This is a genomic window from Mesorhizobium sp. WSM3873, assembly GCF_001672445.1.
Taxonomy (GTDB): Bacteria; Pseudomonadota; Alphaproteobacteria; order Rhizobiales; family Rhizobiaceae; genus Mesorhizobium.
This window is the reverse complement of sequence record NZ_LYTM01000055.1, coordinates 149,502-173,269: the sequence shown is the minus strand read 5'-3', so window position 1 is coordinate 173,269 and position 23,768 is coordinate 149,502. Positions and strand designations below refer to the sequence as shown.

At 62.9% G+C, this 23,768-nt stretch carries 30 protein-coding genes and 1 pseudogene; 16 read left to right on the top strand and 15 right to left on the bottom strand.

Translation table 11 applies throughout. From position 1 onward, the window contains the following. Positions 1–37: 37 nt before the first annotated feature. Together sugE and A9K71_RS32970 are read right to left on the bottom strand one after the other, a co-directional pair. Entirely contained in the window at positions 38–352 is a 315-nt protein-coding gene (gene sugE / locus A9K71_RS26845) for a quaternary ammonium compound efflux SMR transporter SugE (protein WP_067003066.1), read from the bottom strand. Positions 353–550: 198 nt separating this feature from the next. Then, entirely contained in the window at positions 551–676 is a 126-nt protein-coding gene (locus A9K71_RS32970; RefSeq protein ID WP_082953831.1) for a hypothetical protein, read from the bottom strand. A gap of 247 nt (positions 677–923) precedes the next feature. Here A9K71_RS32970 and A9K71_RS26840 point away from each other — a divergent pair, with 247 nt between their 5' ends. Beyond that, positions 924–1,883: a cation diffusion facilitator family transporter gene (locus A9K71_RS26840; RefSeq protein WP_067003297.1), complete on the top strand. Its 960-nt coding sequence runs from the start codon at positions 924–926 to the stop codon at positions 1,881–1,883. A gap of 34 nt (positions 1,884–1,917) precedes the next feature. Next, positions 1,918–2,322: a GFA family protein gene (locus A9K71_RS26835; protein WP_067003064.1), complete on the top strand. Its 405-nt coding sequence runs from the start codon at positions 1,918–1,920 to the stop codon at positions 2,320–2,322. Positions 2,323–2,337: 15 nt separating this feature from the next. On the opposite strand, the gene A9K71_RS26830 is transcribed toward A9K71_RS26835, so the two are convergent. Then, complete coding sequence (locus A9K71_RS26830; protein ID WP_067003062.1) at positions 2,338–3,588, bottom strand: DNA recombination protein RmuC; 1,251 nt, start codon at positions 3,586–3,588, stop codon at positions 2,338–2,340. A gap of 103 nt (positions 3,589–3,691) precedes the next feature. Between A9K71_RS26830 and def the strand changes: the two genes are divergently transcribed. The 6 genes from def (at position 3,692) to truA (ending at position 7,579) form a co-directional block, all read left to right on the top strand. Beyond that, positions 3,692–4,222, top strand: coding sequence for a peptide deformylase (gene def / locus A9K71_RS26825; protein WP_067003060.1), 531 nt, complete (start codon positions 3,692–3,694; stop codon positions 4,220–4,222). 418 nt (positions 4,223–4,640) lie between these two features. Next, positions 4,641–4,919, top strand: coding sequence for a plasmid stabilization protein (locus A9K71_RS26820; RefSeq protein WP_082980730.1), 279 nt, complete (start codon positions 4,641–4,643; stop codon positions 4,917–4,919). After that, positions 4,916–5,341: a type II toxin-antitoxin system VapC family toxin gene (locus A9K71_RS26815; RefSeq protein WP_067003056.1), complete on the top strand. Its 426-nt coding sequence runs from the start codon at positions 4,916–4,918 to the stop codon at positions 5,339–5,341. The genes A9K71_RS26820 and A9K71_RS26815 overlap by 4 nt, the downstream gene beginning before the upstream one ends. A gap of 19 nt (positions 5,342–5,360) precedes the next feature. After that, positions 5,361–6,296, top strand: coding sequence for a methionyl-tRNA formyltransferase (fmt, locus tag A9K71_RS26810; protein WP_067003054.1), 936 nt, complete (start codon positions 5,361–5,363; stop codon positions 6,294–6,296). Beyond that, on the top strand, positions 6,293–6,799 hold the full coding sequence (locus A9K71_RS26805) for an N-acetyltransferase (RefSeq protein WP_067003052.1): 507 nt from the start codon (positions 6,293–6,295) through the stop codon (positions 6,797–6,799). Before fmt ends, A9K71_RS26805 begins: the two co-directional genes overlap by 4 nt. 24 nt (positions 6,800–6,823) lie before the next feature. Continuing rightward, positions 6,824–7,579 carry a tRNA pseudouridine(38-40) synthase TruA gene (truA, locus tag A9K71_RS26800; RefSeq protein ID WP_067003051.1) on the top strand — a complete coding sequence of 252 codons (756 nt, stop codon included), beginning with the start codon at positions 6,824–6,826 and terminating at the stop codon, positions 7,577–7,579. 113 nt (positions 7,580–7,692) lie between these two features. Here truA and A9K71_RS26795 read toward each other — a convergent pair whose 3' ends face one another. The 4 genes from A9K71_RS26795 to dapE form a co-directional block, all read right to left on the bottom strand. After that, a complete protein-coding gene (locus tag A9K71_RS26795; RefSeq protein WP_348627038.1) occupies positions 7,693–7,908 on the bottom strand; it encodes a type II toxin-antitoxin system RelE/ParE family toxin in 216 nt (71 codons plus the stop codon). After that, complete coding sequence (locus A9K71_RS26790; RefSeq protein ID WP_067003049.1) at positions 7,877–8,185, bottom strand: type II toxin-antitoxin system ParD family antitoxin; 309 nt, start codon at positions 8,183–8,185, stop codon at positions 7,877–7,879. Before A9K71_RS26790 ends, A9K71_RS26795 begins: the two co-directional genes overlap by 32 nt. A 79-nt stretch (positions 8,186–8,264) precedes the next feature. Then, the gene (locus A9K71_RS26785; RefSeq protein ID WP_067003046.1) at positions 8,265–8,870 is read right to left on the bottom strand and encodes a transporter; all 606 of its coding nucleotides are present in this window, start codon (positions 8,868–8,870) and stop codon (positions 8,265–8,267) included. A 2-nt stretch (positions 8,871–8,872) separates the two neighbouring features. Beyond that, positions 8,873–10,072, bottom strand: a complete 1,200-nt coding sequence (gene dapE, locus A9K71_RS26780) for a succinyl-diaminopimelate desuccinylase (RefSeq protein ID WP_067003044.1) — start codon at positions 10,070–10,072, stop codon at positions 8,873–8,875. 118 nt (positions 10,073–10,190) lie between these two features. Between dapE and A9K71_RS26775 the strand changes: the two genes are divergently transcribed. After that, positions 10,191–11,225, top strand: a complete 1,035-nt coding sequence (locus A9K71_RS26775) for a 2-dehydropantoate 2-reductase (RefSeq protein WP_067003042.1) — start codon at positions 10,191–10,193, stop codon at positions 11,223–11,225. 148 nt (positions 11,226–11,373) lie between these two features. On the opposite strand, the gene A9K71_RS26770 is transcribed toward A9K71_RS26775, so the two are convergent. From A9K71_RS26770 to dapD, 4 genes are all read right to left on the bottom strand, one after another. After that, the gene (locus A9K71_RS26770) at positions 11,374–11,751 is read right to left on the bottom strand and encodes a DUF805 domain-containing protein (RefSeq protein WP_067003040.1); all 378 of its coding nucleotides are present in this window, start codon (positions 11,749–11,751) and stop codon (positions 11,374–11,376) included. Next, positions 11,744–11,851: a hypothetical protein gene (locus tag A9K71_RS32745; protein WP_348627039.1), complete on the bottom strand. Its 108-nt coding sequence runs from the start codon at positions 11,849–11,851 to the stop codon at positions 11,744–11,746. The genes A9K71_RS26770 and A9K71_RS32745 overlap by 8 nt, the downstream gene beginning before the upstream one ends. Positions 11,852–11,917: 66 nt before the next feature. Further along, positions 11,918–12,106, bottom strand: a complete 189-nt coding sequence (locus A9K71_RS32740) for a hypothetical protein (RefSeq protein ID WP_245299789.1) — start codon at positions 12,104–12,106, stop codon at positions 11,918–11,920. Between the two features lie 70 nt (positions 12,107–12,176). Beyond that, the gene (dapD, locus tag A9K71_RS26760; RefSeq protein WP_067003038.1) at positions 12,177–13,031 is read right to left on the bottom strand and encodes a 2,3,4,5-tetrahydropyridine-2,6-dicarboxylate N-succinyltransferase; all 855 of its coding nucleotides are present in this window, start codon (positions 13,029–13,031) and stop codon (positions 12,177–12,179) included. A gap of 143 nt (positions 13,032–13,174) precedes the next feature. Here dapD and A9K71_RS26755 point away from each other — a divergent pair, with 143 nt between their 5' ends. Continuing rightward, complete coding sequence (locus A9K71_RS26755; protein WP_082953833.1) at positions 13,175–14,014, top strand: LOG family protein; 840 nt, start codon at positions 13,175–13,177, stop codon at positions 14,012–14,014. Between the two features lie 67 nt (positions 14,015–14,081). Here A9K71_RS26755 and A9K71_RS26750 read toward each other — a convergent pair whose 3' ends face one another. Then, entirely contained in the window at positions 14,082–14,789 is a 708-nt protein-coding gene (locus A9K71_RS26750) for a pyrimidine 5'-nucleotidase (RefSeq protein WP_067003034.1), read from the bottom strand. Between the two features lie 150 nt (positions 14,790–14,939). On the opposite strand from A9K71_RS26750, the gene A9K71_RS26745 reads away from it, so the two are divergent. Both A9K71_RS26745 and A9K71_RS26740 read left to right on the top strand, forming a co-directional pair. After that, positions 14,940–15,701 (top strand): GGDEF domain-containing protein, encoded by a 762-nt coding sequence (locus A9K71_RS26745; protein WP_067003032.1) that lies wholly within the window; start codon positions 14,940–14,942, stop codon positions 15,699–15,701. Beyond that, positions 15,700–15,846: pseudogene (locus tag A9K71_RS26740) on the top strand (GMC family oxidoreductase); the annotation flags it as partial. The gene A9K71_RS26745 and the pseudogene A9K71_RS26740, both read left to right, overlap by 2 nt. Positions 15,847–15,963: 117 nt before the next feature. On the opposite strand, the gene A9K71_RS32200 reads toward A9K71_RS26740, so the two are convergent. Then, positions 15,964–16,131: a hypothetical protein gene (locus A9K71_RS32200; RefSeq protein WP_179294449.1), complete on the bottom strand. Its 168-nt coding sequence runs from the start codon at positions 16,129–16,131 to the stop codon at positions 15,964–15,966. Between the two features lie 89 nt (positions 16,132–16,220). On the opposite strand from A9K71_RS32200, the gene A9K71_RS26735 reads away from it, so the two are divergent. After that, entirely contained in the window at positions 16,221–16,712 is a 492-nt protein-coding gene (locus A9K71_RS26735; RefSeq protein WP_067003027.1) for a MarR family transcriptional regulator, read from the top strand. Positions 16,713–16,872: 160 nt separating this feature from the next. Here A9K71_RS26735 and phhA read toward each other — a convergent pair whose 3' ends face one another. Further along, entirely contained in the window at positions 16,873–17,706 is an 834-nt protein-coding gene (gene phhA, locus A9K71_RS26730) for a phenylalanine 4-monooxygenase (RefSeq protein WP_067003025.1), read from the bottom strand. A gap of 140 nt (positions 17,707–17,846) precedes the next feature. On the opposite strand from phhA, the gene A9K71_RS26725 reads away from it, so the two are divergent. Together A9K71_RS26725 and A9K71_RS26720 are read left to right on the top strand one after the other, a co-directional pair. After that, complete coding sequence (locus tag A9K71_RS26725; RefSeq protein WP_067003023.1) at positions 17,847–18,323, top strand: Lrp/AsnC family transcriptional regulator; 477 nt, start codon at positions 17,847–17,849, stop codon at positions 18,321–18,323. 387 nt (positions 18,324–18,710) lie between these two features. After that, the gene (locus A9K71_RS26720; protein ID WP_067003295.1) at positions 18,711–20,690 is read left to right on the top strand and encodes a GGDEF and EAL domain-containing protein; all 1,980 of its coding nucleotides are present in this window, start codon (positions 18,711–18,713) and stop codon (positions 20,688–20,690) included. Between the two features lie 121 nt (positions 20,691–20,811). Here the strand turns inward: A9K71_RS26720 and A9K71_RS26715 are convergent, their stop codons facing one another. Further along, entirely contained in the window at positions 20,812–21,882 is a 1,071-nt protein-coding gene (locus A9K71_RS26715) for a class I SAM-dependent methyltransferase (protein WP_067003021.1), read from the bottom strand. A gap of 325 nt (positions 21,883–22,207) precedes the next feature. Here A9K71_RS26715 and bchE point away from each other — a divergent pair, with 325 nt between their 5' ends. Continuing rightward, positions 22,208–23,767, top strand: a complete 1,560-nt coding sequence (gene bchE / locus A9K71_RS26710; protein WP_067003020.1) for a magnesium-protoporphyrin IX monomethyl ester anaerobic oxidative cyclase — start codon at positions 22,208–22,210, stop codon at positions 23,765–23,767. Position 23,768: the final 1 nt, after the last annotated feature.

The window sequence follows — 23,768 nt, the reverse complement described above, 5'->3', positions numbered from 1 at the left end:
GGTCGCCAGGAGCGGCCCTGAGTGCGTTCGTGCTGCATCAGGCGACGAGCTTCAGCCCGACGATGCCGCAGACGATCAGCCCGATGCAGGCAAGCCGCACCGCGGTCGCCGGCTCGCCGAGCAGCCATATGCCGAGCAAGGCCGTGCCGACAGTGCCGATGCCGGTCCATACCGCATAGGCCGTGCCGACGGGCAATGTCTTCAACGCAAGCCCGAGCAGGCCAAGGCTGACGACCATCGAGACGATTGTGAGCACGGTCGGCAACGGCTTCGAGAACCCATCGGTATATTTGAGGCCGATCGCCCAGCCGATCTCGAACAGGCCGGCGAAGAAAAGGAAGATCCAGGACATCGCGAACGCTCCATCGATCGAGCATCGAATGCTCGACGTTTTGACGTGGCGGGTCGTCCCGGCCGGGTTTCGGGGAAGCGAGGTCGTCCTCGCAGTACCGATATAGTGAGTTCTGTCCCCCGATCAACAAAACACCGGCAGCATTCGGCATGCCGCCGGTTCAAATCCGCATCGAGACGGATCGGCCGCGCTGACGGCCTACTTCTCCTTGATGCGCATCGCCTTGACCGGCGGCGCCTTCGGAGCCGGGGCCGCGGCCGGTTTCTTGGCGTCCTTTTTCGGCTTGCGGGGTTCCTTGCCCGCCTTCATCGCACCTTTCGCCATGATTCGCTCCTCCGATTTGTGGGCAGCACAAGTGAAACAAGAGAAGCGTCCGACCGCAAGAGGCCGCTTGCAGCTTCGAAAGCCGGCTTGCGCTATGTCAACCGTTTTCCCTTGATCCCGCGACCTCGGGATCGATCAGGCAACAGAAATGCATAGGGGCATCTGAACCTCGGAGCGGCTGGCGCATTGTCGGTGGAGCTTTGGGCGGCGGCCGCTGAGCTCCCACTTGGAAGAGGATCGGAAGCGCATGGCAGGGCATAGCGGCTCGAAAAGAGTGATCTACGCCGCGCTCGCCGGCAATGTTGCGATCGCCCTGACCAAATTCGCCGCAGCGTCCTTCACAGGCTCTTCAGCCATGCTGTCGGAGGGCGTGCATTCGCTGGTCGACACCGGCAATGGCGCGCTTCTGCTTTACGGCATGCGCCGTGCCGCGCGCCCGCCCGACCGCACGCATCCGCTCGGACACGGACGCGAACTCTATTTCTGGAGCTTCATTGTCGCCCTGCTGGTGTTCGCGCTTGGCGCCGGCGTTTCCTTCTACGAGGGCGTCATCCACATCATGGCGCCGGAACCGGTCGTCAACGCCAAGGTCAACTACATCGTGCTTGGTCTTTCTTTTCTGTTCGAAGGCAGTTCCTGGCTGGTGGCGCTGAAGGAGTTCCGGGGACAGAAGGGAAGGCTGGGTTGGTTCGAGGCGGTCCGGATGAGCAAGGATCCCAGCATCTACACGGTGCTGTTCGAGGACAGCGCCGCGCTGCTCGGCCTCGTCGTCGCCTTCGTCGGCATCCTGTCTGCCGAGCTCCTGGGTATCCCCGAGCTCGACGGCGCCGGCTCGATCGGCATCGCCGTCATCCTGGGCGCCACCGCCATCTTCTTGGCGCGCGAGAGCAAGGGTCTGCTCATCGGTGAGCCCGCTTCGCCCGAGGTGCAGCGCAAGGTTCTGGCGATCGCTCAGGAAGACCCGGCCGTGCAGCGGGCGAACGGCATACTGAGCGTCCATATCGGCCCGGAGGAGATCGTCGCAGGCCTAAGCATCGAATTCGAGGATCATCTCACGGCGCCTGAGATCGAAGCCTGCGTTGAACGCCTGGAGGCGCGACTGAAAAGCGACATGCCCGAAATCACCAGGCTGTTCGTCAAGCCGCAGGCGACTGGCACATGGGAGCGCAGGCGTAAGGCTATCGCCGGGGCCTTCGAAGAGGATTAGATTTGAGCGAAGCAATCTTTTGGGAGCATGCCGAATGAGAATCGACGGCGGGTGTCATTGCGGCGCCATCACCTACGAAGCGGAGGTCGATCCCGAAAAGACCTCGATCTGCCATTGCACCGATTGCCAGCAACTGACGGGAACGGCCTTTCGCGTGACGGTGGGCGCGCCAGAAGAGGATTACCGGATCACCAAGGGCACGCCGAAGGTCTACATCAAGACCGGATCCAGCGGCGCCAAGCGCGCGCAGGGGTTTTGCGGCGAATGCGGATCGCATCTCTATGCGACGTCGGTTGGCGATGGTCCGAAAATCTACGGCATTAGGGTGGGTACAGCGCGCCAGCGCGACCAACTGGTGCCGAAAAGACAGGTCTGGCACCGCTCGGCGTTGCACTGGCTGCCGGAAATCGAAGGCATCACGACCATCGAGGAGCAGTAACGGAGTTACGGCAGCTCAGTCGTCGCCTTCGACGACGCGCAGCCTGAGCTGACCCGTCTTGGAATCGGCCACGCGCGCGCCCGCCTCCACCTTGGCAGGACCGCGTGGCGGTTCGGGTTCGCCCTCGGCGAACTCCAGCGCCTCGATCTTCTGCCCGCGTTTGGTGACCTTCGTCGTCGAGACGAGGATGTCGTCGATATCCCTGGCCGCCTGGCCGAAATGCGTCTGCAACCGGCGCACGCGCTCGTCGACTCGCGCCACATCCTCCATCAGGCGGATGACCTCGCCCTGGATCAGATGCGCCTGCTCGCGCATGCGCGCGTCCTTCAGGATTGCCTGGATGACCTGGATCGACAGCATCAGCAATGACGGCGAGACGATGACGACGCGGGCGCGGTGCGCCTTCTGCACCACGGGCTCGAAATTCTCGTGAATCTCGGCGAACACCGATTCCGAGGGCACGAACATGAAGGCGGTGTCCTGCGTCTCGCCCTGGATCAGGTATTTTTCCGCGATGTCGCGGATATGCACCTCGATGTCGCGCCGGAACGCCTGCGCCGCCGCCTTCTGCAAGTCGGCGGCTTCGGCGGCACGAATGGCATTCCAGGCCTCCAGCGGAAACTTGGCGTCGATGGCGAGCATCGGCGCGCCGTTCGGCATCCGCACCAGGCAGTCGGGCCGGCTGCCGTTGGAAAGGCTCGCCTGGAACTCGTACGCGCCGTGCGGCAGGCCGTCGGCAATGATTGTTTCCATGCGCGACTGGCCGAAGGCGCCGCGAGTCTGCTTGTTGGAGAGGATCGCCTGCAGCTGCACGACCTGTCCGGCTAAAGATTGGATGTTGCCCTGCGCCGTGTCGATCACCGCCAGCCGCTCCTGCAGCTTGGCCAGGCTCTCATGCGTCGACTTGGTCTGCTCAGCCATGGTCTGGCCAAGGCGGCCGGTCATGGCGTCGAGCCGCTGTCCGAGCGATTGGGTGAGCTCGGCCTGCCTGGCGCCGAACACTTCGGCGATCGCGCCCATGCGACCCTGCATCTCGGCCTGCGCCTGAAGAATGTCCGCCATCCTGGCCTCGGTGTCGCGGGCATGGTCGGCCGCTTCTGCCGCCGCTGCCGCGCGCGCCTTTCCCGCGCGCCACAACGCGATGACGAGCGCCAGGAACAGCGCCAGCAGCAGCAGCGCTCCGAAGCCAAGCGCCTCGCCGAGCCTGATCGTGGTGGCGCCGAGCCGCGCGACGGGTTGCGAAAGGATCGAGGTCATGTCGTTCATTTGGGCAGCATAGCCGATTCGCTCTGCTGGCACAGATCAAAACGTGAACAAGTCAAAGCCGCCCCGGTTGACGCTTTTCCATCGACGTCTTAGGTGAGACGCCATGTCGATCAAGCCGCTCATCATCCTTCCCGATCCGATCCTGCGCCAGGTTTCCAAACCGGTCGAGCGCGTCGACGGTGACTTGCGCAAGCTCACCGACGACATGCTGGAAACCATGTATGACGCGCCGGGAATCGGGCTGGCGGCGATCCAGGTCGGCGAGCCGCGGCGTTTGCTGGTCATCGACCTCGCCAAGGAAGGCGAGCCGCCGGCGCCGCATGTCTTCATCAATCCGGAAATCCTCGAAAGCTCCGACGAGCGCTCGGTCTATGAGGAAGGCTGCCTGTCGATCCCTGACTACTATGCCGAGGTCGAGCGTCCCGCAGCGGTGCGGGTGAAATATCTCGACCGCGACGGCAAGCTGCAGGAGATGCAGGCCGAAGGCCTGATGGCGACCTGCCTGCAGCACGAGATCGACCATCTTAACGGCGTGCTGTTCATCGACCACATCTCGAAGCTGAAGCGCGACATGGTGGTCAGGAAATTCAAGAAGCTCGCCAAGGACAAGGCGCCGGGCAAGATGGCGGGCTGAACCTCATTCGAGCATTCCACGCAGGATCCAGTCTTTCCCGACTTCGATGGCTTTGGAAGCCAATTCAAACGCAAGCGCGCGAGACTTTGGCGAGAATATTAAACCACGACTAATGCCACTGCAAAAAGCGGCGTGAGGTAGACAGCGAATGCTCGCTCACGTCGTTTGGACAACTCGCCCTTCGTAGATTCCTCATCGAGCGATTTGAACCTGGCGTACGACACGCCCCAATGTCTTTTGACGAGTCTTCATATGAATGGCTCCGAAGGGGCAAGAGGCCCGAATCATATGAGGAAAGCATTCGAACTTGGTTACCGAAGAGTCTTTAAGCGCCGCGCAAACCCGTGCTGGGTATGATTGAGCAAATCGTCTAACCATGATATCATGATATCAAATTGGAGGCTTAGCCTTGAGCGATATGCTAATCAGAAACGTACCAGAACCCCTAAAGCGCGAAATTGAGCAAGCCGCTCGAAAAGTCGGCCAGAGCCTATCGGGCAAAGCCATCGATCTTTTGTGGAAGGGCATGAGTGTGGAAAAGGAAAGAAGGCTAGAGCCAAACTTCTCAGCATGGGAGAGTATCCGCTCCGCATTCGCAAACGAAAGCGCAATTGACAACGAGTTTGCTGAGACAATGGCTGAAATCGAAGCTGCGAGGAAAGAGGACTTTGGCCCCTTGGTCGAGGGTTTCGATTGATTATTCTCGATACCAACGTCGTTTCCGAAGCAAGCAGGATCACACCTGATCCGAACCTGGTCGAATGGTTTCGCAAACAGGATCTGCTCAATCTTTACCTGTGCGGCCCGGTCGTCATGGAACAATCTTTCGGCGCCGAAAGATTTCTGAATAAGACCGGCTCTGATCGACACGTTCGTGCTCTCGACCATCTGATCTCGAAGCAGTTTTCGGGTCGCATCGTTGACTTTGCTGGCTCGGTACCTCGCCTTACCGGCAAGCTTCGGGCAATGCGGGAAAATATCGGTCGTCCGGTCAGTCTTTCCGATGCCATGATTGCGGCTATCTGTCTGGCCCATGACGCTACGCTTGCGACACGCAATGTTCGCGACTTCGACGAGCTTGGCCTGAAGCTCGTGAACCCGTTTGAAGCGGACGCCTGAACATAGCATGGCAGGAGAAATGCCCCTTCGCGTCATCTTCATGGGCACGCCGGAGTTTTCCGTGCCGACGCTCAGCGCCATCGCCGAGGCCGGCCACGAGATCGCCGCCGTCTATACGCAGCCGCCGCGCGCCGCCGGCCGGCGCGGGTTGGAATTGACGCCCTCGCCCGTGCAGCGCGAGGCGGAACGGCTCGGGCTCGAGGTGCGCACGCCGACATCGCTCAAGGCAGAGACGGAGCAGCAGGCCTTTGCCGGTTTGCGGGCCGATGTCGCCGTGGTCGTCGCCTATGGCCTCCTTCTGCCGAAACCCGTTCTCGAGGCCACCAGGCTCGGTTGCCTCAACGGCCATGCATCACTTTTGCCGCGTTGGCGCGGTGCTGCTCCCATACAGCGCGCCATCATGGCCGGCGATGTCGAAACCGGCATGATGGTGATGCGCATGGAAGAGGGGCTGGACACCGGCCCGGTGGCATTGGTTGAAAAATGCGTCATTGGTCCCGATATGACCGCCGGGGAATTGCATGACCTCCTCATGGCTCGAGGCGCCTCGCTGATGGTGGATGCGCTCGCACAGTTGGGGATAAATTGTCTGACATTTGCCCCGCAGGCGACGGAAGGGGTGACCTATGCGCGAAAGATCGATAAATCGGAGACACGCGTAGACTGGACGCGGCCTGCCGGCGAAGTCCACAATCACATTCGCGGCCTGTCGCCCTTTCCGGGCGCGTGGTGCGAGGTCGAAATTGGTGGCCGCGTGGAGCGGCTGAAACTGCTTCGCTCGACGCTTTCCAACGGCGTCGGCGAGTCGGGAGGTATTCTCGATGATCGGCTGACGGTCGCCTGCGGGTCAGGCGCGGTGCGGCTGGTCGAAGTTCAACGGGCGGGTGGAAGGCCCGCCGCCGCGCAGGAGTTTTTGCGCGGGGCCAAGATCGAAAAAGGAACGAAACTCCAATGAGCATGATGTCGATACGTGCGGCGACGCCGCGGGATCGCGAGGCGATCCGCCTCGTCGAAGAGCATGCCTTCGGCCAGCAGGCGGAGGCCGGCCTGGTCGATGCGCTGGTCACCGGCGGCGACGCCGTCGTCGAGCTGGTTGCGGAAGAAGATGGCCAGGTCGTCGGCCACATTCTGTTTTCCAGGCTTTTTGTGCAGAACGGCGGCAAGCGCTTCGCGGCCGTGGCGCTGGCGCCGCTGGCCGTCGAGCCGTCCTTCCACGGCACCGGCATCGGCGGCGCGCTGATCCGCGAGGCGCATGTCCGTCTGAAGGAGGCTGGCGAGGCTTTGGCGGTGGTGCTCGGCGATCCGGCCTATTACGGCCGCTTCGGCTACACCCACGCCCGCGCCCAAAAATTCGAGAGCGGGTACCAGGGCGAGGCGCTGCAGGCGCTGGCCTGGGGCGACGCGCCCGAGACCGGCAGACTGCTATACGCTTCGGCCTTCACCGCGCTGGCCGCCTAGGCGAGCGCCAAACGCAGAGCTGGCATGCCGCGTTTTCGGCTCGATATCGAATATGACGGCAGCCAATTCGCCGGCTGGCAGCATCAGGCGGACCAGCTTTCGGTGCAGCAGGCGATCGAGCAGGCGATCGAAAAGTTCTGCGGCGAAGAGGTGCGAATACGTGCCGCCGGCCGCACCGATGCCGGCGTGCACGCGACCGCCCAGGTGGCCCATGTCGATCTGGCCAGGGACTGGGCGGGCGACAAGGTGCGCGACGCCGTCAACGCCCATCTGCAGGCGGCCGGCGCGCGCATCGCCATCCTCAAGGCTGCCGTCGTCGCCGACGATTTCGATGCGCGGTTTTCGGCCACCGGCCGCCATTATCTCTATCGCATCCTCAACCGCCGCGCCCCGTCGGCGCTTGAAAAGGGCAAGGTCTGGTGGGTGCCGAAACGGCTCGATGCCGAGGCCATGCACGAGGCGGCGAGGGTGCTGCTCGGGCGGCACGATTTCACCACCTTCCGCTCCACCCAGTGCCAGGCCGAAAGCCCGGTGCGCACGCTTGACCGTCTCGATGTCACCCGCGCCGGAGATCTCATCGAGGTTCGAACCTCGGCGCGTTCCTTCCTACACAACCAGGTGCGCTCGATGGTCGGCTCACTGCGCAGGGTCGGCGACGGCTCCTGGAGCGCCGCCGATCTCAAGGCAGCGCTCGAAGCCCGCAACCGGGCAGCCTGCGGACAGGTAGCGCCGCCCGACGGCCTGTTCTTGGTCGGGGTGGACTATCCAGAAGACGTCTGAGGGCGGCGTCGATCAGCCGGCGTCGTCCCCGGCGAGTTCGTCCGACCAATTCGCGCCGCCATAGAAGAGGCGCAGAATCACGACGCGCTCAGGCTCCACAACGAAAGCGACAGTTATCCGGCGCTCAAATCCGACGACGCGAAGGTCCGGCCGCACTCATCACGGCGCGTGCCGCGTTCAGAGCCATGCTCGAGGCGCTCGCAGAACGCGCGGATGCGAGCGTCGTAGCGGTCTGCAAGGATGGGATTGCTGGCTTGAGCAATGAAGGTGTAAATGCGCTCGAGATCGTCGCCGGGATCAAGCGTATAGACGACGGTCCGACGTCTCACGGTTTCTTTGCGAATAGCGCTCGTGACGCTTGCGCGCCCGTTCGGCCATTTCCTCCGGCGAAATGCCTTTGCCGGGGTTTGCCTTCCACGCATCATAGGCCGGAGCGACCTCCTCGCGCAGCCAACGCTCCACCGCGGCGTCGCGCTCCTGAAGGGCGCGAAGCCCGGCGCGGATGACTTCGCTGCTGGTCGCATACGTGCCCGAGCGGACGAGCTGATCAATGAAGGCCGCTTGCTTGGCCGGCAGGCTGAAGGCGCGTTTTTCGGTAGCGGACATGGCTAGCGCTCCGGGAGGACAGTGGTGTGAAACTATCATACCCCCCTGTCTCAAGAAAAAACCCGTCAGCCGGCCAAGATCAGCCCCTCGCGCCGTCCGGAATGTCGATGCCGAGCAGCGCCTGCAGCCCGAACAAGACGAGCAGCGAGGCGACGAACATGCCGACAAACACCGCGGTGCCGACAGCCGCGCCCTTGCCGATCGTCGCGTTGGTCATGCGCCAGGTCAGCACCATCGACAGCGCGAACAGAAGCAGCGAGACCAAGCCGCTGACCTCGTCGGTCGAAGGCAGGAACAGCCTCAGCAGCGCCGACGGCAGCATCAGCCAGGCGATGATCGCGGAAGCCCAGTTGGAGGCGACGACGTAGTGGACGAAGCGGCTGCCGATGCCGGCGCGCGGCGCGACCAGCGCAAGCGCCACCAGCGGCAGCACCCAGGAACCGATGTCGACGGTTGCCAGCCGGAGCAGCATGCCGAGCCGCCCGGCGAACGCATTCGGATCGCCTATCTCATTGGCGATCCCGACCCAGCCGACGATCAGCGCCGGCGCCGCCACGACGATGGCGAAGAAGGAATTCCAAAAACCGTCCGCAGACAGATCGAGCATGCGCAGGCCGTCGGCCCTGCCGAGCATCAGCCGCCAGGCGCCGGCCAGCGAAGCAAAGGTTTCGTCCGTTGAGAGCATGGTCACGTCAGACCTTGTCCGAACCAGTCCTCGATAAAGCGCTCGTATATCCCTGTCAGCGTCTCGAGATCGGCGACCGCCACGCGCTCGTCGACCATGTGCATGGTCTTGCCGACCAGCCCGAACTCGACCACCGGGCAAAAATCCTTGATGAAACGCGCATCCGAAGTGCCGCCGGAGGTGGAGAGCGAAGGCCTCTTGCCGACCACCGCGGCCACGGAACCGCTCAGCGTGTCGATCAGCTTTTCGTCGCGGGTAAGGAAGACATGGCTCGGCCGGTCGCGCCAGACAAGCTCGTAGTCGACGGCGGTCTTCTTGCCCGGCCGATATTTCTTGCGGCCCGCCGCCTGGTCGAGCCGGTTGTGGATCTCGGCCTGGACGGTCTCGGCATCCCAAGTGTCGTTGAAGCGGATGTTGAACGTGGCGGTGGCCTTGGCCGGGATGACATTGGTCGCCGGGTTGCCGACGTCGATCGAGGTCACTTCCAGATTGGTCGGCTGGAAATCCTTTGTTCCCCTGTCGAACACCGGATGGAGCAGCGCGTCGACAAGGCTCATAAGCCCGCGCACCGGGTTGTCGGCAAGTTGCGGATAGGCGGCGTGGCCCTGACGGCCATTGACGATGACGCTGCCGGAGAGCGAGCCGCGCCGGCCGATCTTGATCATATCGCCAAGCGCATCCGGGTTGGTCGGCTCGCCGACGATCGAGGCGTCCCATTTCTCGCCCTTGGCGGCAGCCCAGTCGAGCAGCTTCACCGTGCCGTTGATGGCCGGCCCTTCCTCGTCGCCGGTGATCAGCAGCGAGACCGAGCCTTTCGGGCCGCCATTGTTCTCGATGTGGCGCGCCACCGCGGCGATGAAGCAGGCGATGCCGCCTTTCATGTCGACGGCGCCGCGGCCATACATCTCGCCATTGGCGATCTCGGCGGCAAAGGGCGGATGCGTCCACGCCGCCTCGTCGCCGACCGGCACCACGTCGGTATGGCCGGCAAACATCAGATGTGGGCCGTTGCCGGAGCGGCGCGCATAGAGATTTTCGATGTTCGGCGTGCCATCTTCCGAGAATATCGGCCGCTCGACGGCGAAGCCGAGTGGCTTCAGCATGTCTTCCAAGGTCTGCAGCGCGCCGCCTTCGGCGGGCGTCACGGAAGGGCAGCGGATCAGGGCGGCAAGGTTCTGGGCAGGGTCGGTCGGCAATTTCATGGGCAAAGCGATAGTCGAAAGCGGCAGGCCTGTCACGGTGGCAGATGTTCGCCGAGCAAGCCGCCGACAATATGGTTGTCGTGTCGTATAGTCGCGCGGGCCAGGACGGGATGATCGCATGGCCAAAGAAGGAAAGACGATCGCGATAGCCGGCGCCGGCAGCATCGGCTGCTATGTCGGCGGCTGCCTGGCGCTCGCCGGGCGTAAGGTCGTCTTCCTTGGCCGCGGCTGCATTGTGGAGGCGTTGCGCAAGGACGGGCTGCGGATCAGCGATCTTGACGGCCGCGACAGACGCATCGGGCCTGAGACGCTGGCGGTCAGCGACGATCCGGCGCTGGCGCTGCGCAACGCGGATATCGTTCTGGTCACCGTAAAGAGCGGCGCGACCGAGGAGATGGCGGCGCTTGTTGCGGCTCATGCCCGCCCCGATGCCATTGTGATCAGCCTGCAGAATGGCGTCGACAATCCGGACAAACTGCGTGGAGCGCTTCCCGCGCATCGCGTGCTTGCCGGTATGGTTGCGTTTAATGTCGTGCAATCGCCGGATGGCGAGACGCCGTTCAGCGTCCGCCGCGCCAGCGACGGCAAGGTCATCATCGAGAATACTGAGCCCGGCCTTTCAGCACTGCTCAATGTCGAAGGACTTGGGGTCGAAACCCATGCCGACACGAGGGCGGTGCAGTGGAGCAAACTGCTGATGAACCTCAACAATGCGCTGGTCGCGCTCTCCGATCTGCCGCTGGCGACCGAATTGGCGGACCGCGGCTGGCGCGTCATTCTGGCGGACCAGATCGACGAGGCGCTGGCCGCAATGAAAGCTTGTCGTATCGAGCCGGCGCGCATCGCTGGGCCGCCCCCATGGCTGCTGCCGAAAGTGCTGCGGCTTCCGGACTGGCTGTTCGGAATCCTGGCCCGGCGGCTGCTGGCGATCGACCCCAAGGCGCGCTCCTCGATGTGGGACGATCTTCATCGTCGTCGGCCGACCGAGGTCGACGAATTGCAGGGAGCGATCCTGCGGCTCGCGCAAAAGACCGGCGTGCCGGCGCCTGTGACGAAGCGCATCATGGCGCTGGTGCGTCAGGCGGAAGCGTACAGGCGCGGTCCGCCCGGATTGACGCCCGACGAGGTCAGCCGCGGTCCTCGATCAGCGTGATATTTGCGCGACAGGTCGAGCTCAAATTCTCGGTCTCGTTGACGCCAAGGATGACGACATCGTCATTGACCGATTACATCACGCGTTATCTCTGTGATTTAGAGCCGGATCAGATTTGACGTCGAAACGACCTAAAAATCATCCGGCGCTAGCGGTCGGCCGGCGCATTCGTGCGGCTGCCGTAGCGATTGGATCCGGGCTGTCCCGGAAACAGGCAGAGCACCAGGAAGGCAACGATCGACACGACGGGAACGAACAGCACCAGCGCCGCGATGCCCGGCTTGTCGAGGTCGTGCAGCCGCTTCACTGCCAGCACGACGTTCGACCACAACGAGGCGAGGAACGTGAGGAAGAAGACGAACGACCACATGTTGCTCTCGGCCGAACCTTCCGGCACCAGCGTGAAGCGATAAAGCGGAAAGGCCTGGACGATAGCAACCAGCAATCCGCCGAGAAAATAAGCCGCGCGGCTGACGCGGCCCGAGGTTTTGAAGAAGAGCCAGATGAAGTCTGCTTTTTCAGGCAAGCGGGTCCGGTCCGTATTGATTGGCGCCCCTGGTGCCTTCGAGCATGCCCAGTTCGATGAGCAGCCAGATGCCGCCGATGATGGGTATAAGGCCGATCAGTGTCCACCAGCCCGACTTGTTACGGTCGTGCCAGCGTTTGGCATAGAGAGCAATCGCGAAATAGATCTATGCCAGCGCGACCAGGATGCCGAGGATGCCGATCTGGTCGCCGCCGGCGGTGGTGAAACGTGTGCCGAGGATCGAGTCGAGAATGAACGCAATGATGGCGATGACGATGAATATGCCGATGCCGGCCCAGAACTTGGCCCGGTTGATGCGGCCGTCGAAACTCGTCAGCAGATACTTCCAGTCCATGACGCCCCTCCGTTGAACCAGCGCGACGGAATGTCGCGCCGGCGGAGGGTGCGTCTGTTCGCGGGAAAGATCAATCGCGCAGCAATTCGTTGATCGACGTCTTGGAGCGGGTCCTGGCGTCGACGCGCTTGACGATGACGGCGCAGTAGAGGCTCGGGCCCGGCTCGCCATTTGGCAGCGGCTTGCCCGGCAGCGAGCCGGCGACGACCACCGAATTTGCCGGCACTTCACCGTAGAAGACCTCGCCGGTGGCGCGGTCGACGATCTTGGTCGACTGGCCGATGAACACGCCCATGCCGAGCACCGAGCCTTCGCGCACGATGCAGCCTTCGACCACCTCGGAGCGCGCGCCGATGAAGCAATTGTCCTCGATGATGGTCGGACCGGCCTGCATCGGCTCCAGCACGCCGCCAATGCCGACGCCGCCGGAGAGATGCACGTTCTTGCCGATCTGGGCGCAAGAGCCGACCGAGGCCCAGGTGTCGACCATAGTGCCTGTGTCGACATAGGCACCGACATTGACGAAGGACGGCATCAGCACCGCGCCCGGCGCGACATAGGCCGAGCGGCGCACGACCGAGGACGGCACGGCGCGGAAGCCCGCCTTCTCGAAATCGACCGCGCCCCAGCCCTCGAACTTCGACGGCACCTTGTCCCACCATACCGAGTGGCCCGGGCCGCCCTTGATGATCTCCATCCGGTTCAGCCGGAAGGAGAGCAGCACCGCCTTCTTCAGCCACTGGTTGACCAGCCACCTGCCGTCGTCCTGCCGCTCGGCGACGCGAACCACGCCGCGGTCGAGCAAATCGAGCGCCGACTGGATGGCGTCGCGCGTTTCGCCGCGGGTCGCGGTCGAAATCGTATCGCGCTCCTCGAAGGCCTTTTCGATGATCTTTTCGAGGCTCGCCAGATCGGGCTTCGACATGAATTTGCTCCATTACAAAGCTGTTAAGGCCTGCGCCTTAACCTGTTTTGAAATCGCGCGGACCCTATGTGAAGCCTTAATGGGGGTCAATCGCGACTGCGTCACGGGACGGCGCAAGTAAAGGAATTAGGACGGTGGATTCGATGACACCCATGGAAAAGGCGGGCTGGACGCCGCTGCCCCATTCGGACGAGGATCTCGAGCGGTCGAAAAGCGTGCCGGACACGCCGCAGACGCGGGCCGAAACCTATCGCCTGGCCTGGAACGATCCCGACTTCATGACGCGGCGCGAATTGCGTCCGGTGCGCCTGCAGCTCGAGCTCTTGAAGCCGGAGATGATCCTTGCCGAGCGCGGCATCCGCTCGACCGTCATCCTGTTCGGCGGGGCGCGGCTTCCCGAGCCGGGCGGCGCCGCCTGGGCCGCCAAGAACGAGACGCAGAAGAAGAACCTCGAGCTGAACAGCAAATATTACGAAGAGGCGCGCAAGTTCGCCCGGCTGTGCTCGCAGCAGTCGGCCACGTCCTATTATCGCGAATTCGTCGTCGTCACCGGCGGCGGACCGGGAGTCATGGAGGCGGGCAATCGCGGCGCCGACGATGTCGGCGCGCCGTCGATCGGCTTGAACATCGTGCTGCCGCACGAACAGGCGCCGAACGCCTATGTGACGCCCGAACTCTGCTTCAACTTCCACTATTTCGCCATCCGCAAGATGCATTTCGTCATGCGCGCCAAGGCGGTCGCCGTGTTTCCGGGCGGCTTCGGCACGATGGACGAATTCTTCGAGACGCTGACGCTGATCCAGACCGGGCGCATGGAGCGCGTGCCGGTGATCCTGTTCGGCAAGGCGTTCTGGCAACGGGCGATCGACCTCGACTTCCTTGCCGAGCAAGGCACGATCTCGCCCGGCGACCAGGACATCATCGATTTCGTCGACACCGCCGACGAAGCCTGGGACATCGTTCGCCGCTTCTACAGCCTCTGAGTGCGCGCTCGTCGTTACCGCAATGACCAGCGAGTTCTGACGGCGGCGCCGGCAATCTGGAGTTGGGTCAGCCCGGGACCTCGACGATTGCGGTCAGGAAGCCGGCGAGGTCGTCGGTGACGAAATCCACGTCGTCCTCATTCGCCGGGTCGCGCTCCCAGATCTCGGAGAAAGTCGGCTCGAAATTGCGCGGCACGACCAGCACCGTCGTCATGCCGAGCGATTTCGGCACAGAGAGGTTGCGCGCCAGGTCCTCGAACATCACCGCGTTGTGGCCGGTCACGGAATGCAGCTCGGCGAACCGCTCATAGGTCTGGCGGGCCGGCTTGGGGTTGAGACCCGCCGCGACGATGTCGAAGATGTCGTCGAAATGATCCAATACGCCGAGCTGGCGCGCGGCGCGCTCGGCATGCTTGCGGTCGCCATTGGTGAAAATGAACTTGCGGCCCGGCAATTGGCGGATCGCGGCACCGAGCACCGGATCGGGCACCAGCCAGGAATAGTCGATGTCGTGCACCTTCTCGAGGAAGTCGTCGGGGTCGATGCCGTGGCGCGCCATCAGCCCGTTCAGCGTCGTGCCGTACTCCAGGTAGAGCTCTTTCTGCAGCTTGCGCGCCTCCTCGCGCGAGAGCGTCAGCAGCTCGCCGACATAGGCGGTCATCTTCACGTCGATCTGCGCGAACAGATTCGAGTGATGCGGATAGAGCGTGTTGTCGAGGTCGAATACCCAATCCGTGACATGGGCAAAACGGGCGGGCTCGGGTGTCGTCGTCATGGCCTCCTTATGGCATGCGGACGCGGAGTTTATCCACAACTTCCGCGCGTCTTGCGTCGTGAAAATGGCGCCTCGCTTCAAATTTTAATCGTCCCGGAAAGGTCACCTTCAGCGCTTGCTGGCACAGAGGCAGTCCGTTGGGAGACAGCGATGAGTCGCATAATCTTGAAGTCCGCAGTCGTCGCGTTCGCTTCGGTCGCTGTCTCGCTCTTGTTGACGCTGGTTGTGGTCCCGGCCATGGGCTTTCCGATCAGCCGCACCGTCTGGCTGACGGCCACGGTTTGCCCTTTGATTCTCGCCTGGATTGCCAGCGTCGGCACCTTCTGGCAAAGCGACCGGCTGAAAAATGCGCATCGCGAGCTTGCCCGCGCGCATGCCCAGCTCGCCGCGGCCCACAGACGCCTGTCGGAGAAGGCAAGCCGCGACGACATGACCGGCATGCTCAACCGCGAGACCTTCTTCGCCGCGCTCGACGGTTCCCGGCGCAAGGCCGATCGCGGCGCCCTGTTGATCATCGATGCCGACCACTTCAAGACCATCAACGACAATTACGGTCACCTGACCGGCGACGATGCGCTGCTTCTGATCGCCAGCGCCATCGAGCGCGGCGTGCGCAGCGGCGATGTGCTCGGCCGAATCGGCGGCGAGGAGTTCGCCGCCTTCCTGGTTGGCGCCACCGAACCGGAAGCAAGGCGCGTGGCCGAGCGCATCCGCCGCGAGGTCGAACTGATCCGCTTTCGCCCTGTCGACGAGCGGACCGTGCCTTTGACGGTCTCGATCGGCGGCATCACCTGTGGCGAGAGCGCCACCGTGTCGGAGCTGATGCGCGCCGCCGACCGCAGGCTCTACGAGGCCAAGCATCGCGGCCGCAACCTGTCCGTTCTCGATCGCGACCTTTCGGAAGCCGCCTAAGGGCTTGCGGCTCTTCGGCACGACCATGGCGCGGACGAATCTCGGCCGCGTGCGCATCGCCGACTGGATCGGCAAAGGCGGCGATTATCCGACGAATGAGGAGACGGCGGGCCATCACCATATGGGCGGCACCCGCATGGGTACCTGCCGGCTGGGCGGCCACCTCAGGAAGGTGATCACAGTCTGAACTCCCGACAGGCGGGCGGCGCCGGCGCCTGCAATGGCAACCGGCGCCGCCCTGGCGCGCCTTTGGGGGTCGGATCTACAGTCCGTAAACGGCGACCCGCACCAGCACGGCCGCGGCGGCAAGTGCCACCAGCAGGATGCCGAGGCCGATGGGCGAGCCCCAGCCATACCATTCCATGGCCAGCTTGGCGTATCTGTACTCGTCCTCATGCGAGAGAGGGGGGCGCTGTTGAATCAAGCTCATTGTTCACTCCTGTCGGCGGCCCTTGCTTCGCAAAGGGTGGCATCGCATATTGATACGATAGTCTGAATATTAGACAACTTGATAGTTAGATGATCGAACTAAATTCGTCAAGCATGAATCGTGCTGAGATGACGGCGGCCGTCAGCCGTGCCGTCATGCGCTGGCAGGACGCGACGCAAGCCTATGACGAGGCGGTCGGGGAGCGGCTTGGGCTGATCGCGGCCGAGCGGCATTGTCTGGGCTTGCTCTATGCGGGGCCGCAATCGGCCCGCGCCGTGGCGGCGGCGACGGGGCTGACGCCGGCAGCGGTGACGGCCTTGATCGACCGCCTTGAGGCGCGTGGGCTCGTTACCCGAACCCGCAGCCTGGAAGACAGGCGCAAGGTGGTGATCGAGGCGACCGACCTGACCAGAGAACTTTCGGAGCGCTACTATGGCGCCATCGCGCGCGAGGGCGAGAAAGTGATGGCGGCTTTCAGCGACGCCGAGTTGGCGACCGTGCTGCGCTTCATCGACGCCGCGCTGAAGCTGCAGAGCGAGCAGTTGGCGAGGATCAAGGCCGAGCCGGCTTCGGCCGGCTGATGCCCGAGCGACCCAACACTGGCGGCTTGCTTCCGCAAAACCCAGAGCGGCTCAGTCGCCTTTTAGCCACCGAACCGCTCTGACGGCCGGCTGGGCGAAAGCCGGACCCCGAAGCGCGCCGCGCCGAACGATTTCGGGCTCGCGCATTTTGTTTCAATGCCTAGACCGTGGCGGGGTCGAGCGCCGGCTGACCCTTGAACCGCGTGACGATCCCGGCGAGGTCGTCGCCGGCGAATGCATCGCGCAATGCGTCGAAGGACGGCAGAACGAAGTAGGCGCGCTGGAACTTGTCGATCTCGTAGCCGGTGCGCATCACCGTCTCCAGGTCGAACGGCACATGATGGGCGTCCTTGCTTTCGACCGCGAATTGCAGCTCGGTGAAAGACGACATCAGTCCTGCGCCGAAAGCCTTTACCGGCTGGCCGGCTTCCTGGATGAGGCCGTATTCGGCGCTGTACCAGTAGAGCCGGGTGATCATCTCGTCGCCGCCCAGCGCGATCATGTCCTCGGCCTTCTCACCATACATCTGCATGAAATCGGCGAACACCGGCTGCGTCAGGATCGGCACATGGCCGAAGAAGTCATGGAACATGTCCGGCTCGACGATGTAGTCGAGTTCCTGCCTGGTCCGCAGCCAGTTGGTGACCGGGAAACGGCGGTTTGCGAGATGGTCGAAGAAGGGGCCGGCGGGGATCAGCCCGGGCACCGCCACGATTTCCCAGCCCGTGAGCTTGCGCAATTTCTCGCTGATGGCGTCGAAATCCGGAATCTTGTCGAGCAGCCCGAGCGTCGCGACGCCGTCGAGATAGGAACGGTGCGCCAGCCTCTGCGTCAGCTTCGACTGGCGATCGCAGAGCGTGCGCCACACTGCCTGCTCGTCGGCGGAATAGTCGTAATCCTGAGCCACTGTGAAGTCGGCGCGGCACACCGAATAGTCGCCGCGAAGGCCTTGCGCCGCGCATTCGCGGGCATAGTCGGCAACGCTGATCGTCATTTCTTCCTCCTGAAAAATCGTCGGTTCCCGGATGGTGGCGTCATCGTAGCCGCGGCTCGTGAGGCAAATCAGCCTTGTTTGTAGCCACGTGACGCATTTTGAGGTAAACTCCGCTCAAATTTAAACATTTAGGAGGGAAAATGCCTCAGCTGGATGAGTTCGAAATAAGAATGCTCGATACCCTGCAGCGCGACGGGCGCAAGGCCGTGTCGGAACTCGCGCAGGAGATCGGCCTGTCGACCACGCCCTGCGCGCGGCGCTTCGAGGCGCTGCAAGGCGCCGGCATCATCAAGGGCTTTGCCGCCGTGCTCAGCCGACGCGCGCTGGGGCTGACGGTCGAGGTGTTCATCCAGGTCCGCCTGGTGAGCCACAGCGACGGCTCGCCGGAAAGTTTTATCGCCGCCGTGCAGCGCATGGACGAGGTCTCGTCCTGCTGGACGATGACCGGCGACCACGATTTCCTGCTGCATGTGATGGTGCCGTCGGTGGACGATCTCAATGCTTTCGTCATGCACCGGCTGATGCGGCTGCCCGGCGTCCGCGACGTCCACACCCAGCTTGTGCTGCAGAACATCAAGGGGCCAGGCCACGTGCCGCTCAGCCATTTGCGGCGGTAATCGTGCCCGAAACGGTTCTCCGCAAAGAACGGCCCGACAATGTTGTCGGAGCGAATCTACTTCGGGACGATTTCCCCGATATCAACTGAAATTAAGGTTACACGAATCTTAACAAAAGACGTGCTCGGAAATTTACGCAATGTTTCGTCCGTCTTCTCTTGCGATCTGGAGAAAGTGTGACCATGCATTATTCGGTAACTCACGATTGTTGCATGGAATCCTTAGCTGGGCCGCTGGGCCGGTGCAATCGCATGATCCGTTTACCGGCGGTTAGCAACATTAGTGTCTTATAATGAACCAGGCTTGCCTTCGTCCTTCCGTAAGGACTTGACGGACTTCGCTTGCTCGAACCCGTTCATGCGGAGGATGATCGCAAAGGAGCATTGCATGCAACTGACGGAGGACGTGGCTCAGAGGGTCACTGAAGCGATTTCACGCCCGCCGTGGAAATCCGCCGATCCGACGCTTTTTGCGATGCTGCTGCAGAAGAACGCGGATCAGAATCGCAAGGTCGTGCGCTGGGGCATAGCGGCTGCCGTGTTGAGCTACATATGCTACGGGGCCTTCGACTGGTTCCTTTTCCCGGACATTGCCGACCGTGTGATTCTGACGCGCCTGACGTTGGGATTGACCTTCCTGGTGCTTGTCGAACTTGTTGCTCGACGCGATTTTGCCGTCACCACTCTGCACTACGTTGCTGCTCTGGCGATCGTGGCGGGCGCGATCGGATGGCTGCTGTCGGCCCTCGGAACGACGCATCAGGAGGCGCTGTCCCATTTCATCATCTTCGGCACGGTTTTCATTCTCGGTGCCAACCTTTTCTTCAACTTCCGGCTATGGCTCTCGGCGCTGTCGTCCGCAACCGTGACAATAGCATTCCTCGGCGCCACGCTGTTCTTGCTTCAAGCCGATCTTGGCACCCGTCTGGTGCTTGCAACCTATTTCGTGAATTGCCTTGTTTTGTCGCTTTATCTGTCATGGCGCCTCAGCATGGAGCGCTACCAAACCTTCCTGCATGCCCTTCAGGCGCAGATCCAGGAGCAGGTCGCCATCGAAAACGGTCAAAAGCTCATCGAGATCGCGGACACCGACCCGCTTACCGGGCTTAAGAACCGCAGGGCGATCACCCGGGAATTCGCGGAGTTGTGCAAGGAATGGGCCAGGGACAATGACGAAATAGGCGTCATTCTCATGGACGTGGACTATTTCAAGCGGTTCAACGATCGGCTCGGCCATCAGGCCGGCGACGACTGCCTGATCGAGCTTGCCCGAGCCTTCGACGAGACGGCGGCGTCCAATCACGCCATCGCGGGACGGTACGGCGGCGAAGAATTCGTCGTGCTCTGCAAGGTCGCCGGACCGGATCACCTGCGCGAGGTGACCCATCAATTCTGCCGGGCCGTCGAGGACTTGAACATCTCCCATCCCGACCGGGACGATAAACTCAACATCGTCACCATCAGCGCTGGCGCCTCGTTAACGCGCGCCGATCAAAGCATAGAGCTTCGGATCCTGTTGCAGGAGGCCGATCGCGCGCTTTACGCCTCCAAGTTTTCCGGTCGCGCGACCGTCACCATCTATGATGCGCAGGCCATCGATCAGAAGCGCGCCAGCCAGAATCTTTCGGAACTGCTCAAGCAAGCCGTTTCGGAGGGACTGGTCTCCGTCGTCTATCAGCCGATCTGCGATGCGATATCCGGCAAGGTGCTTGGCCATGAGTCGTTGATGCGGCTGCGCGACTTCGACGGCAGCGTGATCAGCCCGTCCGTGTTCATACCTGTCGCCGAGCAGACCGGCGGGATCGAGGAACTCGGGATGTGGGTGATCGATCGGGCTTGCGGCGACATGGTCGAGCACGGATTGGGATCGGTCGTGTCCGTGAACGTCTCGGTCGTCCAGCTCAAGGCTCCGAATTTCCCGCTTCACGTCACCGAGATCCTTGGTCGCCACGGCATGGCGCCTCAGAGGCTGGCGCTCGAGGTCACCGAAGGCAGCGATATATCCCTGGAGGCGCAGGCCGCCAGAAGTATCGAGCAGCTTCGAAACCTGGGCGTTCAGATCTGGCTCGATGATTTCGGAACCGGATTTGCAGGTCTGGCCTGGCTCCGTCGTTTCAAGTTCGACGTCGTCAAGATCGATCGGAGTTTCTTGCACGATTGCCAGACGGTTCGAGGCCTGAGCCTGTTGCAGGACATGGTCAGACTGCTGCGCAATCTGGGCCATACGGTCCTTGTCGAGGGTGTCGAGACGAAAGAGCAGCAGAATTTGCTGCAGCACATGGGCATCCAGTCGATCCAGGGCTTCCTGACCGGACGTCCCGTCCCGATCGAAGAGATCATGCAGGCTAGGCAGGACCTCGTCGCTTAGCTTAAGCAGTCCGGCAGGAGGACAGGCGGCGCTATGTCGGCGAAACGAGGACGCCGCGCGATGCATCAGAAGCCGGGCCGCTGCACGGCCCGACTTGAAATCGGAATGTGAAGCGGCTCCGCTACCGCTCCCTGGCGGGCGCCGCGAAATCCACGCGTTTGCGGATCCTGCCGTAGACGATGTTCCTATTCGATCCGTAATAGACCTCGGCTTCGACGCGGTTCTTGTCCACCGCGGCATTGATGATGTCCCACATGTCGCCGGCCGACCGCAGGATGAGCGGCCAGTCCATGAACGTCTCCATGTACCCGTCGGTCGTGATCTCGTCGCTGAAATTGGCGAAGAGGAATTCGCCGTCCGGCTTGACCAGTTCCATCGCGCGCTGCAGCAGCCGTGCGCCGACCGGAAGCGGCAGGTAGTCATACAGCCCGGACGCATAGACGAGATCGAATGTGCCAAGCGGGTAGGCGCGCCGCAAAAGACCGCGCACCGATCCGTCCACGGCTTCCACTGCCGTACCGGCGAGGTCGCGGTTGACCGTGCCGACGCTCACCGGGTCCTGGTCGAGACCGATCCAGCGCTTTAACCTTCTCTCGGCGAGCGCCTTTGAGAGTTCGGCTTCCCGCAAATGGCCGCAGGCGATTGCCAGCACCTCGGCGTTTTCTACCCGGGCAGCCGTTTCGTCGACCGTTTTGGCCAGTATCTCGCGGCGCTCGCGCCCCGCCACCGAGCTTGCCGCTTCGCTCGTATAGGCAAAGATCTCGCGGCCGAGTTCGCTCGACGATGCCACGATCTCGTCGGCGCTCGGGTGCTTGTAGTAGATGTCCAGCAGCGTCGCGTCGCCCGAATAGCCGCGCGGCTTTTCGAAGGACCAGCGCGTGAACGGATCCTGCTTCAGGTATGCCGCCACGCGGTGCTGCTGAGCGAGCGGGATCAGTTCCTGCCAAAGAGCCGGAGCGACTTCCCGGCGCAGTTCATGCAGTCGACCCGCCAGGCGCTCGACGATTTGCCCTGCGGGCTCCTGGCGCGCGAAAGCCTGATGAGCGAGGTCCAGCACCAGGGCGAGCTGGGCCGCCCGCGCCTTGAGCTCGGCGGCGTCGACCGCCTCCGCGGACGCCGCCTTGTGCTTCTTGATCAACGTCGATGTGATGAGGCTCGCCTCATCGATTTTCAGATCGGGATTCAGCGCCATATGGGCATTTCCTTGTGGTCCCCCACCGACAATTATAAATGCTTAGAGTTTTAATAAAAGTTTAGGGTCAACTGCATTAGTTGCTGCTAATACTCTCCTTGCCGAAGGTTTGAAGCGCCGAAAACCAGAGCTCGATCGAGCTGCGCAACGCGCACGTCCTTAACCTTTTGTTATGCACTGGGCTGACGCCGTCTCCCGCTCTGCGCGACGTTTCGGGTGTGCCCATCAAATCTGTGGGAAAGCTGCATCGAAACTGCTGAACCGCGCCCAGGCGGCTTCGACATCGCCAAATACGACCGGCGGACCGACGCAACGGAGGTCCGCCATGAACATCGTGCTGGTCAACCCGCCGCATACGGCCATCGGCAGCCGCGTGCCCGACGATCACCTGCCGCCTTTGGGTCTGCTGGCGATCGGCGGTCCGCTGCTCGATGCCGGCCATCGGGTGCGCCTGGTCGATGCGGAGTTCGGGCCGATGCCGCTTTCCACGCTCGTCGATGAGGCCCTGAGCGATAATCCGGATTTCGTCCTGATCGGCCATTCCGGCTCGACCTCGGCGCATCCGACCGCGCTGCGGATCGCGGAAATGATCAAAGCCCGCGCGCTAGGGGTCGTCATCCTCTATGGCGGCGTCTTCCCGACCTATCACTGGCGCGACGTGCTCGCCGCAACGGACGTCTTCGACTTCATCGTGCGCGGCGAGGGTGAGGCGACCGCGCTGGCGCTGGTCGAGGCGCTGGAAAGGCGCCGGCCGGTGTCGGGTGTCGCCGGCATCGCCTACCGCGACGATTGCGGCCGACCCTTCGCGACGCCGCCTGCGATGACGATTGCCGATCTCGACGCCTGCCGCGTCGGCTGGGAGCTGATCGACCATGGCCGCTACAGCTATTGGGGCGGCAAGCGCGCCGTGGTCATGCAGTTCTCGCGCGGCTGTCCGCATCTGTGCAACTATTGCGGCCAGCGCGGCTTCTGGACCCGCTGGCGACATCGCGATCCGGTCAGCTTCGCCAAGGAGATCGCCTGGCTGCACCGCGAGTATGGCGTCGAACTGGTCAATCTGGCCGACGAGAACCCGACCTCCTCGAAGAAGGCTTGGCGAGCCTTTCTCGATGCGATGATCGCCGAGAACGTGCCGGTGCTGATCGTCGGCTCGACGCGCGCCGACGATATCGTGCGCGATGCCGATATCCTGCACCTTTATCGCAAGGCCGGCGTCATCCGCTGGCTGCTCGGCATGGAGAACACCGACGAGGCCACACTGTCGCTGATCCGCAAGGGCGGCAGCACCAAGTCCGATCGCGAGGCGATCCGGCTGCTTCGCCGGCACGGCATATTGTCCATGGCGACCTGGGTCGCTGGCTTCGAGGATGAGGGTTTTCGCGATCTCTGGCGCGGCTTTCGCCAGCTCATCGCCTATGATCCCGACCAGATCCAGGCGCTCTATGTGACGCCGCATCGCTGGACGCCGTTCTTCCGCATCGCCAAGGATCGCAGGGTGATCCAGAAGGACGTCCGGCTCTGGGACTACAAGCACCAGGTGCTGCATATGACCCGGCTGAAACCGTGGATGCTGTTCTTCGCCGTCAAGCTGATCGAGCTTGCCGTGCAGTCACGGCCGAAAGCGCTGGCGCGGGTTCTTTTCCATCCGGACCCAGAGCAGCGGCATTCGATGCGTTGGTACACCAAGATGGGCCGCCGCGTCTGGTTCCGTGAGGTCTGGGGTTTTCTGGTCCGCGACCGCCGCGTGGCCGCGGGCCCGACGCTTGCCGAATTCTGGGGCGCGCCGCAGGACGCCGACGAGGAATCGATGGTCTCTCAGCGCCCGGCGCGGGCCATGCCCGTCACGGAAGATAAGCGGGCGGAAAGCAGAAGGATAGCCGGCTAAA

Coding starts and splice junctions, on each gene's coding strand:
- sugE (WP_067003066.1), bottom strand. CDS start 352: ATGTCCTGGATCTTCCTTTTCTTCGCCGGCCTGTTCGAGATCGGCTGG.
- A9K71_RS32970 (WP_082953831.1), bottom strand. CDS start 676: ATGGCGAAAGGTGCGATGAAGGCGGGCAAGGAACCCCGCAAGCCGAAA.
- A9K71_RS26840 (WP_067003297.1), top strand. CDS start 924: ATGGCAGGGCATAGCGGCTCGAAAAGAGTGATCTACGCCGCGCTCGCC.
- A9K71_RS26835 (WP_067003064.1), top strand. CDS start 1,918: ATGAGAATCGACGGCGGGTGTCATTGCGGCGCCATCACCTACGAAGCG.
- A9K71_RS26830 (WP_067003062.1), bottom strand. CDS start 3,588: ATGAACGACATGACCTCGATCCTTTCGCAACCCGTCGCGCGGCTCGGC.
- def (WP_067003060.1), top strand. CDS start 3,692: ATGTCGATCAAGCCGCTCATCATCCTTCCCGATCCGATCCTGCGCCAG.
- A9K71_RS26820 (WP_082980730.1), top strand. CDS start 4,641: ATGCTAATCAGAAACGTACCAGAACCCCTAAAGCGCGAAATTGAGCAA.
- fmt (WP_067003054.1), top strand. CDS start 5,361: ATGCCCCTTCGCGTCATCTTCATGGGCACGCCGGAGTTTTCCGTGCCG.
- A9K71_RS26805 (WP_067003052.1), top strand. CDS start 6,293: ATGAGCATGATGTCGATACGTGCGGCGACGCCGCGGGATCGCGAGGCG.
- truA (WP_067003051.1), top strand. CDS start 6,824: ATGCCGCGTTTTCGGCTCGATATCGAATATGACGGCAGCCAATTCGCC.
- A9K71_RS26790 (WP_067003049.1), bottom strand. CDS start 8,185: ATGTCCGCTACCGAAAAACGCGCCTTCAGCCTGCCGGCCAAGCAAGCG.
- A9K71_RS26785 (WP_067003046.1), bottom strand. CDS start 8,870: ATGCTCTCAACGGACGAAACCTTTGCTTCGCTGGCCGGCGCCTGGCGG.
- dapE (WP_067003044.1), bottom strand. CDS start 10,072: ATGAAATTGCCGACCGACCCTGCCCAGAACCTTGCCGCCCTGATCCGC.
- A9K71_RS26775 (WP_067003042.1), top strand. CDS start 10,191: ATGGCCAAAGAAGGAAAGACGATCGCGATAGCCGGCGCCGGCAGCATC.
- A9K71_RS32740 (WP_245299789.1), bottom strand. CDS start 12,106: ATGGACTGGAAGTATCTGCTGACGAGTTTCGACGGCCGCATCAACCGG.
- dapD (WP_067003038.1), bottom strand. CDS start 13,031: ATGTCGAAGCCCGATCTGGCGAGCCTCGAAAAGATCATCGAAAAGGCC.
- A9K71_RS26755 (WP_082953833.1), top strand. CDS start 13,175: ATGACACCCATGGAAAAGGCGGGCTGGACGCCGCTGCCCCATTCGGAC.
- A9K71_RS26750 (WP_067003034.1), bottom strand. CDS start 14,789: ATGACGACGACACCCGAGCCCGCCCGTTTTGCCCATGTCACGGATTGG.
- A9K71_RS26745 (WP_067003032.1), top strand. CDS start 14,940: ATGAGTCGCATAATCTTGAAGTCCGCAGTCGTCGCGTTCGCTTCGGTC.
- A9K71_RS32200 (WP_179294449.1), bottom strand. CDS start 16,131: ATGAGCTTGATTCAACAGCGCCCCCCTCTCTCGCATGAGGACGAGTAC.
- A9K71_RS26735 (WP_067003027.1), top strand. CDS start 16,221: ATGATCGAACTAAATTCGTCAAGCATGAATCGTGCTGAGATGACGGCG.
- phhA (WP_067003025.1), bottom strand. CDS start 17,706: ATGACGATCAGCGTTGCCGACTATGCCCGCGAATGCGCGGCGCAAGGC.
- A9K71_RS26725 (WP_067003023.1), top strand. CDS start 17,847: ATGCCTCAGCTGGATGAGTTCGAAATAAGAATGCTCGATACCCTGCAG.
- A9K71_RS26720 (WP_067003295.1), top strand. CDS start 18,711: ATGCAACTGACGGAGGACGTGGCTCAGAGGGTCACTGAAGCGATTTCA.
- A9K71_RS26715 (WP_067003021.1), bottom strand. CDS start 21,882: ATGGCGCTGAATCCCGATCTGAAAATCGATGAGGCGAGCCTCATCACA.
- bchE (WP_067003020.1), top strand. CDS start 22,208: ATGAACATCGTGCTGGTCAACCCGCCGCATACGGCCATCGGCAGCCGC.